Source organism: Ancylobacter vacuolatus, from assembly GCF_030813595.1.
Classification (GTDB): domain Bacteria; phylum Pseudomonadota; class Alphaproteobacteria; order Rhizobiales; family Xanthobacteraceae; genus Ancylobacter; species Ancylobacter vacuolatus.
This window is the reverse complement of record NZ_JAUSUH010000007.1, coordinates 224,824-237,356: the sequence shown is the minus strand read 5'-3', so window position 1 is coordinate 237,356 and position 12,533 is coordinate 224,824. Positions and strand designations below refer to the sequence as shown.

8 protein-coding genes and 1 pseudogene are annotated in these 12,533 nt (G+C 67.4%); 4 read left to right on the top strand and 5 right to left on the bottom strand.

Going from position 1 to position 12,533, the window contains the following annotated elements; translation table 11 throughout:
• Window positions 1–211 precede the first annotated feature (211 nt).
• The 4 genes from J2S76_RS16275 to J2S76_RS16260 form a co-directional block, all read right to left on the bottom strand.
• On the bottom strand, window positions 212–967 hold the full coding sequence (locus J2S76_RS16275) for an SDR family NAD(P)-dependent oxidoreductase (protein ID WP_307061996.1): 756 nt from the start codon (window positions 965–967) through the stop codon (window positions 212–214).
• Window positions 968–1,135: 168 nt separating this feature from the next.
• A complete protein-coding gene (locus tag J2S76_RS16270) occupies window positions 1,136–3,409 on the bottom strand; it encodes a xanthine dehydrogenase family protein molybdopterin-binding subunit (RefSeq protein WP_307061994.1) in 2,274 nt (757 codons plus the stop codon).
• On the bottom strand, window positions 3,406–3,885 hold the full coding sequence (locus J2S76_RS16265) for a (2Fe-2S)-binding protein (protein ID WP_307061992.1): 480 nt from the start codon (window positions 3,883–3,885) through the stop codon (window positions 3,406–3,408). Before J2S76_RS16265 ends, J2S76_RS16270 begins: the two co-directional genes overlap by 4 nt.
• Entirely contained in the window at window positions 3,882–5,225 is a 1,344-nt protein-coding gene (locus J2S76_RS16260) for a c-type cytochrome (protein WP_307061991.1), read from the bottom strand. Before J2S76_RS16260 ends, J2S76_RS16265 begins: the two co-directional genes overlap by 4 nt.
• A 135-nt stretch (window positions 5,226–5,360) precedes the next feature.
• On the opposite strand from J2S76_RS16260, the gene J2S76_RS16255 reads away from it, so the two are divergent.
• The 4 genes from J2S76_RS16255 (at window position 5,361) to J2S76_RS16240 (ending at window position 11,860) form a co-directional block, all read left to right on the top strand.
• Window positions 5,361–8,117: an ATP-binding protein gene (locus tag J2S76_RS16255; RefSeq protein WP_307061989.1), complete on the top strand. Its 2,757-nt coding sequence runs from the start codon at window positions 5,361–5,363 to the stop codon at window positions 8,115–8,117.
• A 213-nt stretch (window positions 8,118–8,330) separates the two neighbouring features.
• Window positions 8,331–9,449: an MFS transporter gene (locus tag J2S76_RS16250; protein ID WP_307061986.1), complete on the top strand. Its 1,119-nt coding sequence runs from the start codon at window positions 8,331–8,333 to the stop codon at window positions 9,447–9,449.
• Between the two features lie 90 nt (window positions 9,450–9,539).
• The gene (locus J2S76_RS16245; RefSeq protein WP_307061984.1) at window positions 9,540–10,052 is read left to right on the top strand and encodes a hypothetical protein; all 513 of its coding nucleotides are present in this window, start codon (window positions 9,540–9,542) and stop codon (window positions 10,050–10,052) included.
• A 134-nt stretch (window positions 10,053–10,186) separates the two neighbouring features.
• The gene (locus J2S76_RS16240) at window positions 10,187–11,860 is read left to right on the top strand and encodes an FAD-dependent oxidoreductase (RefSeq protein WP_307061982.1); all 1,674 of its coding nucleotides are present in this window, start codon (window positions 10,187–10,189) and stop codon (window positions 11,858–11,860) included.
• A gap of 114 nt (window positions 11,861–11,974) precedes the next feature.
• On the opposite strand, the pseudogene J2S76_RS16235 reads toward J2S76_RS16240, so the two are convergent.
• Window positions 11,975–12,491, bottom strand: a pseudogene (locus J2S76_RS16235) (Dps family protein); the annotation flags it as partial.
• Between the last annotated feature and the right edge of the window lie 42 nt (window positions 12,492–12,533).

Below are 12,533 nucleotides of genomic sequence, written 5' to 3'. Positions count from 1 at the left end.
TTGCTCGCCTTCATCGTCTCCGCTCCTCCCAGCCAAGGGATTTTGGCGCGAAAAACTCCAGCTTCAAACGGTCCAGTTTTCGGGGATCAGATCAGTTTTTGCGTGGAATTGCGCGGTGGTGATGAGACTGGCGGCGTAGGAAGCCGGCGGGATGTATCCGAGCGCTGAGTGAGGACGTCGCAGATTATAGTCGTCAAAAAGGCCGGAGGCGTCACATGATCGAGTCGATCACGCTGCCATCAACCCGCAGCGCGGCGCCCGTGGTGGCCGAAGCGAGCGGCGAGGCGAGGTAGACCACCAGGTTCGCCACCTCGTCGACGGTTGCCGGCCGGCCGATGATCGAGGTTGGTCGGTGGGCCTTCACGAAGTCGGCGCCGGCCTGCTCCAAGGTCTTGCCGGCTGTCACCTCGGCCTTGAGCATTGCCGCCACGCCCTCGGAAAGCGTCGGCCCGGGCAGGATGGAATTGACGGTGACGCCGGTGCCGGCCACGCGCTTGGCCAGGCCACGGGCGAGCGAGACGTCGGCGGTCTTGCTGACGCCGTAGTGGATCATGTCGACGGGAATGTTGAAGGCGGATTCCGAGCCCAGGAACAGCATGCGGCCCCAGCCGCGCTCCGCCACGCCCGGCAGGTAGGCGCGGGCCATGCGGACGCCCGTCATGACGTTGATCTGCCAGTGCCGTTCCCAGATATCGTCGGTCGTATCGAAGAAGTCCGAAGGCTGGAAGATGCCGAGATTGTTCACCGCCATGTCGAAGGACGGCGCCGCCGCGACAAGATCGCGGGCCCCCTCCGGCGTGCCCAGATCCATCGCGAGCCGGCGCGCCGCGCCGCCCAGCCGGGCCAGCGCGCTGTCGACATTGTCCTGCGTACGGCCATTGATGGCGATGTCGGCGCCGGCGTCGCGCAGGCCCTCGGCGATGGCGAAGCCGATGCCGGCGGTCGAGCCGGAAAGATCTATCTTCATCGTCTGTTCCTATGCCGGTCACGGCCCCGATCGAAGGACGGTCTCGGACCCGCCGTTTCACCTGCGGAAGCTGCCAAGATAGGCGGGGGCGCCAATCTTGGCTGTTCGGTTCGCCCGGTCGTCAGGTGCCGGCTGCCCCAGTTGCGCGACCTTCACCGTCCTCCAGCCTCAGGAAGGTGATCGCGGCGGCAGCGGGGATCCCATCGATGCCGGGCGAACCTTGGACGCCGCGCGAACCTTGGCGGCATCGAGCGGAAGCGCCCGCAGGCGGGTTCCGGTGATGTCGCGGATGGCGTTGGCGATGGCCGCGCCCATCGGTCCCTGCGCGGCCTCGCCCGCGCCGAGGAACGGCAGGCCCGGACGCTCGACGAGATGAACCTCGACGCGACGGGGCACATGGGCGAAGCGCAGAATCGGGTAGGATGCCCAGTCAACCGAGGTGATGCGTTGGCGATCGAAGCGCACGCCCTCGAACAGCGTCCAGCTTGTGGCCTGCACGATCCCGCCCTCGATCTGGTTGCGGACCCCATCCGGATTGACCACCTGCCCGGTATCGACAGCGGCGATCGCGCGCTGGACGACCGTCCGGCCGGTGTCCTGGTCGATGGCAAGCTCAAGCGCGATGGCGCAATAGGCTTCGAGATTCTTGTAGCGGGCAAAGGCAAAGCCGTATCCGCTGCCGGCCGACAGTGTCGGGCGCCCGTTCCAGCCGAAGCGCTCGGCGGCGAGCGTGATCACGGCGCTCGCCCGCTCGTCCCTCAGGTGGCGCAGGCGGAACGCGACCGGGTCCTGGCCGGAAAGCCTTGCCAGGTCGTCCATCGTGCTCTCGATGGCGAACACGTTGAGATAGCCGCCGAGCGAGCGCATGGAGGAACCGCGTAGCGGCATCTGCGGCAGGAAGTGGTTCACCGCGCGCGCGTTCGGCAGCACGTAGAGCGGTACCGCGTTGCGGTCGCCGCCGCCTTCCGGCATCGGCAGGTCGACGGGAGGCGCCGGCGGGAAGGGATTGGCGATGTCGCGCGCGGCGAGCAGCGTGCCCGGCGGTCCCGGCCGCATCATGTGGGACTGGCTCCACACATCGTGCTGCCACGCGGAAATCGACCCGTCCGGCCCCAGAGACGCCCGCACATGTGCAGCCATGCCCGGCCCGAACGGCTCCCAGGCATGCTCCTGCTCGCGCATCCACTGCACGCGCACCGGCCGCCCCGGCAGGGCGCGGGCGAGCAGGGCGGCGTCGGCGCCAACATCGTCGGCACCGTTCTGGCCATAGCAGCCGGCGCCCTCGACATGAATGCAGCGGACTTTGTCGCGCGGCATGGCGCACAGCGTGGCGAGCGCGTCGCGCAGGGGATAGACGCCTTGCGTATGTGTCCAGACGGTCAGGTCGTCACCGTCCATATGGGCGATGGCGCAGGACGGGCCGATCGAGCCGTGGGAGAGATAGGGCCGGCTGAAGAGAGCATCGACATCATAGGAGGCGGCGTCCGGCGTACCCACTTCAAGGATGGTGGTATCCTTCGCGGGCAGCGCCATGAGCGCCTCGGGAAGCTGTGCCTCGTCGGGCAGCGCCGCGCTTTCGTTCCACCGGGCCGAGGCCGCCAGCCGCCGCATCGCCTGGATCGCGGTCCATTGCTTCTCCGCGACCACGCCGATGAAAGCGCCGTCGCGCACGACCTTGAGCACGCCGGGCATGGCTTCGACGGGCGCGGCGTCGAGGTCGATCAGGCGCGCGCCATAGCTTGGCGGCCGGACGATGCGCCCGTGCACCATGCCGGGCAGGCGCATGTCCTGCACATAGGCAGCCCCGCCGGTCAGCTTCGGGGGAATGTCGACCCGGGCGACCGGGCGATCCATGACCGTGAAATTCTTTGGATCGGTGAGGATCGAGGTCGGCTGGGCGTCGACGTTGAGAAGCTGCGCGGAGACAAGTTCGCCATAGCCGAGGCTGAGGCCGTCGGGCCCGGCGACGACGCCGTCCCATGCTTTCAGGCCGTCCGTGCTCCTGCCTGCCAGCCGGGCGGCTTCGCCGATGAGGATCTCGCGCACCTGCGCGGCGGCGTTGCGGATCGCGGTCCCTGAATCCTGCACCGAGTGGCTGGCGGCTGTGTAGCCTTCATTCGGCGTGCGCGCCGTGTCGGCGGTGATCAGCGTGATACGGGGCAGGGGCAGCTTCAACTCTTCCGCCGCGATCTGCAGAAGGGCGGTCTTGATGCCTTGGCCGAGTTCGGCCTTGCCGGTGAAGATCGTCGCATTGCCATCCGCTTCGATGCGGATCCATGCATTGAGCCTTGGTGTGGAATCGAGGCTGCCGGGCAATCCGCGCAGCGGCGTAGCGCTGGCGCCGGTCTCGGTGAGCGCAGACGAGCGGTGCGGCACACTAAAGGCGAGAATCAGCGCGCCAGTGCCGCGCAGCACGTCGCGGCGCGAAAGGGCGGGACTCATCGAACCGCCTCCGCCGCCCGCGACAAGGTCCGCGCCGCGCGCTTTACCGCACGGATGATGCGCATATGCGTGCCGCAGCGGCACAGCTGCGGTTCAAGGGCGGCGAGGATGTCGTCGTCCTGCGGGTCGGGAACGCGTACCAGTAGCGCCTGTGCCCGCAGGAGCATGCCGGCGATGCAGTAGCCGCACTGCGCTGCCTGTTCCTCAATGAAGGCGGCCTGCAACGGGCCGGGGGCGGCTACCGTGCCGAGCCCTTCGACGGTGCGGATGTCGCGCCCGTTCATAAGCAGCACCGGCGTGACGCAGGAAAAAACGGGCTCCCCGTCCACCAGGACCGTGCAGGCGCCGCACTGGCCAAGCCCGCAGCCAAATTTCGCGCCGTTAAGCTCTAATTCGTCGCGCAACACATAGAGCAGCGGCGTATCGGGCTCGGATGTGACCTGGCGTTCTTCGCCATTCAGAATGAGCGTGGTCATCGGACAGCTCTCGCATGGCTTGAGGAAGCGCCGGCGCGGCGGGCGGCGGCGATGGCGTCGGCCAGGCCAGGCCATGGCGGGTGGCCGGCAAGATCCTGCCGCAGATAACCGACAAGCGCGCTCAATGCCGCGTCGTCCAGCGCGCCACCGAAGTTCGGCATGATCGGACCGGCCTCGCCATCACTCGCCGGAACGCCCTGCAGGAGGATGTTCAGCAGGTTCTGCGGAGACGGCGCGGACAGGCTGGACGAGACCGCGAGGTCGACGCCGCCCAGTGGCAGGGGTCGCCCGGCCGCGTGGCAGGAGCGGCAAGCGGCATCGAAGATGGTCTGCCCCGGCGGCAGGCCGGCGGCAGGCGCGGCACTAGCTGCCTGCCAGCCTGCCGACTGGGGACGCAGGCCCGCAGCCTCGGCGGGCGTGGGAGCAAGGGCCAGCGGTTTTTCAACCGGGTGGCCGAGCGAGGCGAGATAGTGGGCCATCGCTACCACGTCGTCCGCCGGCGCTTCGGCAAGATTCTCGACCACCGGGCGCATGGGGCCGAGCGCGGCTCCATGGTCGGCGCCCCAGCCCGCGCGCAGATAGTGGCCGAGCGCCGCCTCGGTCCACGGGATGCGGGCCGGCGAATGGCTGCCGAGCGGAAATGCGGTCCAGCCTTCGGCCTCGCCACCGGCGAATGCCCGCGAGCCGATCTCGGCCCCCATCAGATTGCGAGGGGTGTGGCAGGCGCCACAATGCGCGAGGCCTTCCACGAGATACCGGCCTCGGTTCCATTGCGCATCGCGCGAAGGTTCGGTGACGAAAGGCGCGGGATGAAAAAACAGCAGCTTCCAGCCGGCGAGGACGAGGCGGATGTTAATGGGGAAGGGCAGGTCGTTAGCTGGCGCATGCGCGACCACCGCGTCACGGGTCATCAGGAAGGCGTACAGCGCCTTCACGTCCCCGTCGGTGGTCAGGCTGAAATGGTCATAGGGAAAGGCCGGGTAGAGATGGCGTCCCTCGCGATCGACCCCCTCCCGCATGGCGCGGGTGAAGGCCGCCAGCGACCAGCGGCCGATGCCGGTTTCGGGATCAGGGGTGATATTGGTCGAATAGATCGTGCCAAACGGCGTGGGCATTGCGAGGCCGCCGGCAAAGGTGCGGGCATCGGGCGCCGTGTGGCAGGTACGGCAATCGCCGATCAGGGCAAGCGCGGCGCCGCGGCGGACCTCGTCGTCACTGAATGAGGCCGCCGAGGGCGGGTCGATGGGCGCAAGCGGGCTGTGCCACGCATAGACCAGCGCCGCGGCGAATGCCGTCAGCGCCAGCAAGCAACCAAACAATAGTATGCGCCTGAATGACATCCATGACCTCATCTGGATCCATGGATACATTGGAACGATGATAACCTTTTTCAGAATGCCCGATCCGGTCGGCCGGGCTCAGGCACCCGCCGTCAGGGTTGAAACAGCGGGAGGCAATGTGATCTATGCTCAGCGATGCCAGCCTCGGGAAATGACGCATTCGGGAAAAAGCCGGCCCCCCTGGCCGCGCTCTTCGGCCCGTTCAAACTGCTGCTCGGCTCGAAGCAGCTGTTGAAGGAGGACCTGCCCGTGGCGATGGGCGGGCGTGCGCTTGAACTTCTTGTCATTCTGGTGGAGCACCAGGGGCAGGTCGTGGGCAAGCAAGAGCTTCTGACGCGGGCCTGGCCGAATCTCTTTGTCGAAGAGGCCAATCTCCGAGTCCAGATGGCGGCGCTGCGCCGGGCTCTGGGGGATGGTCAGTCCGGCCAGCGCTACATCGTCAACGCGACCCGCATCGGCTATAGCTTCGTCGCCCCGGTTCGCCTCGTCGAACTCGACGAGGCTGAGCGGGCGGGACCGGCGGCGGCTGGCTCCGTGCGTGAGAACCTCCCCCTCGTGGTCACGCCGGCTATCGGCCGCGAGGTGGTGGTCGCTTCGATCCGGCAGGAGCTTGGCCGGCACCGGCTGGTGACGCTGGTGGGCTCCGGCGGCGTTGGAAAGACCACGGTCGCGATCGAGGTGGCCCGGGCCAGCCTGCACGAAAACGGTGCCGTGATCTTGGTCGATTTCGCCCAGATCGCCGATCCCGTTCATGTCGTGCCAGCGGTGGCGACAGCCATCGGCATGAAAATGGGGATCGGCCAGTGGCAGGTCGGCGATCCCCTGCCGGTCGAGCGCGGCCTCATCATCCTCGATAATTGCGAACATGTGATCGACGCTGCGGCCCATGTCGCGGACCTCCTGCTGCAGACGGGCGCCGGCATACGGGTGCTGGCCACCAGCCGTGAGCCGCTGCGCACGAAGGGAGAATGTGTGCTGCGCCTTCCCGGCCTCGACGTACCGCTCGATGCCGACACGCTCCCGCCGGACGGGGCCCTGGCCCTTCCGGCCGTTCGGCTTTTCGTTGATCGGGCCGCCGCCGCGCTTGGCACCTATGACCCCGAGCCCGGCGAGATCGCGACCATTGTACAGCTTTGCCGGCGCCTCGACGGTATCCCGCTAGCTATTGAACTGGCGGCGGGACGGGTCGACGCCTTCGGGATTCAGGGCCTGGCGGAGCGGCTCGACAATGTTCTCGGCCTCCTCGTGCTGGGACGGCGCACGGCACCGAAGCGGCACCAGACGCTGCAGGCGACGCTCAACTGGAGCTATGACCACCTCACGGCGGGCGAACAGGCGACGCTGGCACGGCTGAGCGTTTTCGTCGGTCATTTCCCGCTTGAGGCGGCCGCCCGCGTCGCCTCCTTCGACGAACCAAGCTGGGACACGATTGAAAACCTCACCAACCTGGTGAGCAAGTCCCTGGTGAGCGCGGACTTCTCGCAGGCCGTGCCGCGCTACCGCCTGCTGGAGACCACGCGCGCCTACGCGATGGAGAAGCTGCGCGCGCGCGGCGAAGTCCGCCGGCTGCGGCGCCGGCATGCGCTCTTCATGAAGGAGGCGATGCAGCAGGCCGAAAGCGAATGGACGCGTGTGCCGGCGGCGGCATGGGTGAATATCCATGCGGGCCAGCTGGACAATCTGCGGCTGGCGCTGGAGTGGTGCTTCGGTCCGGAGGGCGATCCGGCACTGGGGGCGGAACTCATGGCCGTCTCTTCCGTGCTGTGGTTCCAGATGTCCCTGATCGACGAGGCGCGCGGCCTGTTCGAACGGGCGATGGCGGCCCTCGCCCTTCGTGGGCGGCCCGATCCGGCGCGCGAAGTCACGCTGCTCTGCGCGCTGGGCACCGCGCTCGTCTATACAGTGGGGCCGACGGCGGAGGCCCGCGAGACATTGGTCTCCGCCTGCCGGATCGCCCGGCAATCGGGTGATATCGGGCTCGAACTGCGCGCGCTCTGGTGCGTCTTCCTGGTCGAGTTGGCTTCGGGCCACTATGAGGCGTCGCTCGCGACGGCCGAACGTTTCGCGCGCTTGGCTGACGACGAGTCGCGCTTTTCCGCCAGCAGCAATGTGCGGACCGGCCATCGGCTGAAAGGCTTCGCGCAGTATTATCTCGGCGACGTAAGGGCCGCCCGCCTGTCTCTCGAAGCCGCGCTCAGCGCGGGCGAATCCGATCATAGCGCCGTGGTGCGCATGCAGTTCGACCAGGAACTCAATGCGCGCGCCTACCACTCGCAGGCCCTGTGGCTGCTAGGGCACCAGCATCAGGCGCTGGCGATCGCCGCGGCCTGCGTCGCGGATGCCCGGGCGCGCGGGCATGCGACGACGATGTCGCTGGTGCTGGTCGAGTCCGGCTGCCCTGTCGCGCTTTATGCCGGCGATCTCGACGTGATGGAGGAGCGGGTCGATCTGCTGCAGGATATATCGGGCCGGCACCCGTTCGGGCCATGGATCGCGTGGGGGCAGTGCTTCCGGGGCGCGCTTCATCTGGCCCGCGGCGATCTCGCGCGCGCGGTCGCGGAGCTTAGCGAGGGGCTGCACAAGCTTGCGCGTACGGGATGGCCGATCCGGCGCGCGATGTTTCTCGGCCACCTCGCGCAGGCGCTTCACGGCATCGGCGAACCCGACAGCGCGCAGCAGCGGATAGACGAAGCGCTGGCGCTGTCTCGGGCAGGCCGGGAGCGGTGGATATTGCCCGAACTTTTGCGCGTCCAGGCGGTGCTTTTCGAAACCGCGCGGCCCGAAGAGGCGCTCGACTGCCTCGAACAGGCCCAGGCGATCGCCCGCAGCGACGGCACGGTTGCATGGCTTGCGACATGCGAGGCGCTGGCGACGCGCCTCGGGCGAGGCTGACCTCGGGCTTTGCCCGCGTCGTCGTGCATACTGGCAAGGATCAGCCGGTTGATCGCTCCTGTGCTGCCGGGTGCGTAGACGCAAGGCGTGGGCCTCTGACAAGGTGTCGTCCAAACGACGCGCGCCAAAGGGTCCGGCCGAATGACTTCCGCTCCAGCGAGTGTGCCGGCCGACGGAGCTCCGGTCCCGCACGCTGCCCTGTCGGTCTACGTCATGGTCGCCTTGCTGGCCATGGCCGGGCCGCTCTACATCGACATCATGCCGGCGATCGTCGCGGCGCTGCGCACGGAATACGGGTTGAGCGCCGTGCAGGCCGGCTATGTGGCGTCAAGCAACGGCTATGGCTCGACCTGCGGCGCCCTGGCGTCTCTTTTCGTCGTGCCGCGCTTTGCCTGGCGCCCGCTGTCGGCGGCGCTGCTCCTCGCTATGGTGGCGGCGGACAGCGCCACTATCGGCGCACACGGGTTCGAAACCCTTGTCGTGCTGCGCTTCTTCCACGGGCTTGCCGGCGGACTGCTTGTGGGCGTGGCCTATGCCCTTCTTGCCCAGATGGCTGATCCCCGACGCGGCTTCGGCATCCTGTTTGTCTTTCATTTCGGCTTAGGCGGCGTCGGCATCGTGGCGTCCATCTTCGCCGCCAGCTTCTTCCGGCAGGGCATGGTCTTCGCCGTTCTGGTGGTGTTCAGCGTCGTCGCGCTGGGGCTGCTCCTGCGGCTTCCCACGTTCCGCCAGCCGGGCGCCCGCCTGCCCACTGCACTGCGGGGCAAGGTGGGATGGTCGGCGCCGCTCGCGGCGCGCATCGGCGGGCTGTTCCTTTTCCAAGCGGCGAATCTGGGGCTGGGCGCGTTTCTCATCGGCATGGCCGGAGACTTCGGGCATGCGCCGGCCTTCGCCGGCACGGTGGTCGGCTTCGGGTTGTGGGCGGGCGTGCCCGGCGCGCTCATCATGCTGGCGCTCAGCCGACGCTTCGGTTGGATGCCGCTGGTTCCGGTAGTCGCCGCCGCCGGCCTTTCGAAGCTGCTGATGATGACCGGCGCGCAGCCGGCGCTCTATGCCTTCGCCGTGGCGGCGATCTTCTTCACCATGGCAATCGCACTGCCCTATGCGTTTGCACTCTGTTCACGCGACGACAGCACCGGGCGGGCGGCACTATTCGCCGGCTTCGCGTCCAAGCTCGGGCTTGCCAGCGGGCCCGCCATCGCCGGCATCGTCTATTCGCACGGCGCGCCTCTTCTGGTCGGCGTCGCGGTGGTCACCGTCATGGTCGCCGCCTGCCTGTTCGCCTTTTCGCTGCGCGGCGAGCGGGGGGGCAAGATGCCGGCGGGGCGGTGATTTTTCACTAATTTACACCCACGCGAAAAGCAGGCGGGTAAATTCCCGGTCGATGAGATCTGGCAGGTCTATCCCCGGGAGCGATTTTCGATGCGGCTCAACCAGCAACTGGATCGCGCGTTGGCGCTTGCAGCGATGCAGGCCCGGCTCGACGAATGGGAGTGCCACCTCGCGGCTCAGTCGCTCGTCGAGGCGCTGCGCAAGGAAGCTCATTTCGAGATCGAGCAGGTGGTGCGCACGCCCGGCGCCTTGTCGCGACGCGTGCGTTCAAGCGTTCACCTGGCCCATGGCGCCGACGGCGCCGTGACCGGCGCCCGATTGAACGTTGAGCGCGACGGCGAGGCCATCTTCGAGTGGCATCTGCCCCTGAGCGAGGATCCCTATCTCGCCTCGTCCGAGACAAGCCTCGCCAGCGGCGTGTTCATCGTGACCAACAGCGCCTTGACGGCCATCATGCTGCACGCCGCGACGATTGATAAGCTGATCGGCGAGGCCGCGAGAGCTTCCGATATCCGGTCGAGTTGCAGGCATATCGCGAGCAATGCGAGGCGAGCCTGGCGCGCTCTCAGCGTCAACGTGGAACCAGCCTCGTCGAATGAATAGAAGCCGCGTGTTTCGTCGATAATATGAAGTCATGATCTGATCAAACGTTTGTATATGCGCCCTGTCGAACGCGAAATGATAGAATTGAGGGCGTTTTCGGCAGCGCGATTTCAATTCTAGCGAGAGTACAGGCCATGAGCGTTGTCGATGAGCGTAGGCAACAGATGTTTCCGGTGCTCACTCCGGCGCAGATGGCAAACATGTCGCGCTTCGCTAGCGACGTTGAAAGGCGGTTCGAGCCCGGCGAGCCCCTGTTCGAGGTCGGCGATGTCGGCGTGCCGACATGGCTGATCGTCGAAGGTTCGATCGCGATCGTCCGCCGCGACGGTCTCGGCCGTGAAAAGCCGATCGTCGTTCAGGTGGCGGGGCAGTTCACCGGCGAAATCAGCCAGCTCGCCGGGCGCCCCTCGCTTGCCGCCGCCACCGCCGGTCCCGGGGGCTGTCGCGCGCTGCCCTTCGACGCCGCGCATTTGCGGGCGCTCGCCGTCGGCTCTGCGGAGCTCGGCGAGATGCTGATGCGCGCGTTGATCCTGCGCCGGGTCGGGTTGCTGGAGGGTGACACGGCCGGCTCGGTGCTGATCGGCCAGCCCGGCGAGCTCAACCGGGTGATGATCGAGGGTCTGCTGACGCGAAACGGCTATCCCTTCACCGCCTTCGATTCCAGCGTGGACGAGGAAGGCCGGGCTGTGGTGCAGCGGCTCGGCGTCCTGCCCGACGAATTGCCGTTGCTGGTGTGCCCGACCGGCAAGGTGCTCAAGCGCCCCACCATCGCCGAGGTCGCCACCTGCCTTGGCATGCTGCCGGAACTCAAGCCCGACGCGCTTTACGACGTCGCAATTGTGGGGGCGGGCCCTGCCGGCCTCGCGACGGCTGTCTATGCGGCCTCGGAGGGCCTGTCGGTGCTGGTGCTGGACCAGCGCGCCATGGGCGGGCAGGCCGGGGCCTCCGCACGGATCGAGAATTATCTCGGCTTTCCCACCGGCATCTCTGGGCTGGCGCTGGCGGCCCGTGCTTACCATCAGGCGCAGAAATTCGGTGCCGAACTCGCGATACCTCTGGAGGCCGATCATCTCTCGGGTGACACGCGAGACGGCCAGCCCTCCCGGCTGCATCTCTCCAATGACGCAACGGTGCGTGCCCGCGCGGTGGTGATCGCGACCGGGGCCCGCTATCGGCGCCCGAATATCGCCAACCTCGCGGATTTCGAAGGCTCAGGTGTTGCCTATTGGGCGTCTCCCGTGGAGGCCAAGCTGTGCGCGGGGCAGGAGGTGGTGCTGGTGGGCGGAGGCAATTCGGCAGGGCAGGCCGTGGCCTTTCTGGCGCCGAAGATTGCCCATCTCCATCTTGTCGTTCGCGGCGATGGCCTGGCCGCGTCGATGTCGCGTTACCTCATTGATCGCATCGCCTCCTTTCCGAACGTCACCATCCACACCCGCACCGACGTCGCCACCCTCGAGGGCAACCGCGAGAGCGGCCTGACCGCCGTGACCTGCCGGAACCGCGACACCGGGGAGATGCTGCGGCTGCCCGTGAAGCATCTGTTTCTCTTCATCGGTGCCGATCCCAATTCGGCATGGCTCGGCGGATACGTGGCGGTGGATCGCCAGGGCTTCGTGCTGACGGGGCAGGAGGCGGGCGCACGAGACGCCGGCGCGCAGGGCGGTGCGGTGCGCCTGCCGCTGGAGACCAGTCGTCACGGTGTCTTCGCTATTGGCGATGTGCGCGCCGGCTCCACCAAGCGCGTCGCGGCGGCGGTGGGGGAGGGGGCGGCCGTGGTCGCCCAGATTCACGCCCATCTGGCACGCTGAACCCGCGCTGTAAACGCGCGGACATCGCTCCGCGCGTCCGGCGCCGCCCGGTCGACCAAGCCAGGCGGCGTGGCGGTTTCGACGCCGGGGCGACCGGCCGTGGGCCTCGTCGTTGCGGCCGGAGTCATAGAGGAACCAGGTGCGCCGCTCGGTTTCGTCGATCCAGTTTCGATCAAGCTGGCGCTGGCGACGTCGCCCATGCTCGTCGCAGAGCGCATGGGGCACGCAGAAAGCCGGCGAGCTGGAGGTTGTCACTGCCCAGTTCGGTCAGCATCTCCTGCGCGGTGACGAAGTCGGCGTCGGTATCGGCAAGTCGCGACACCCGCGCAATATGGCCGTCCGAACGCAGCGTGACGCCACGGAGCTTGCGGGCGCGCTCGGCGATGTCGTCGGTCATGCCGAAAATCTATTCGCCCTGCTCGTCGAGCATCAGGTGATGGTCGCGCAAATGCGGGCCCGATAGATGCCAGTGGAAGTGCTTCGTCTTGACATAGAGCGTGAACACATCGGTCAGCAGAGTGGTCAGGGCGGCGGCAATTTCGTTCACCGCGTTCGACGGGAGCGAAGTAGGTGTGGCGAGCGGCGCGAGGCAGCGGGTCTTGAGGGTCTCAACATCCACACCGGTCTCCATAGGGTGGGGGGTGGATCGGTGATTTCCAGGCATGGCGGGCTG

What these genes read in the sequence shown, in the direction of transcription:
- J2S76_RS16275 (WP_307061996.1), bottom strand. Translation starts at nt 967, where the DNA reads ATGAAGATAGATCTTTCCGGCTCGACCGCCGGCATCGGCTTCGCCATC.
- J2S76_RS16270 (WP_307061994.1), bottom strand. Translation starts at nt 3,409, where the DNA reads ATGAGTCCCGCCCTTTCGCGCCGCGACGTGCTGCGCGGCACTGGCGCG.
- J2S76_RS16265 (WP_307061992.1), bottom strand. Translation starts at nt 3,885, where the DNA reads ATGACCACGCTCATTCTGAATGGCGAAGAACGCCAGGTCACATCCGAG.
- J2S76_RS16260 (WP_307061991.1), bottom strand. Translation starts at nt 5,225, where the DNA reads ATGTCATTCAGGCGCATACTATTGTTTGGTTGCTTGCTGGCGCTGACG.
- J2S76_RS16255 (WP_307061989.1), top strand. Translation starts at nt 5,361, where the DNA reads ATGCCAGCCTCGGGAAATGACGCATTCGGGAAAAAGCCGGCCCCCCTG.
- J2S76_RS16250 (WP_307061986.1), top strand. Translation starts at nt 8,331, where the DNA reads ATGGTCGCCTTGCTGGCCATGGCCGGGCCGCTCTACATCGACATCATG.
- J2S76_RS16245 (WP_307061984.1), top strand. Translation starts at nt 9,540, where the DNA reads ATGCGGCTCAACCAGCAACTGGATCGCGCGTTGGCGCTTGCAGCGATG.
- J2S76_RS16240 (WP_307061982.1), top strand. Translation starts at nt 10,187, where the DNA reads ATGAGCGTTGTCGATGAGCGTAGGCAACAGATGTTTCCGGTGCTCACT.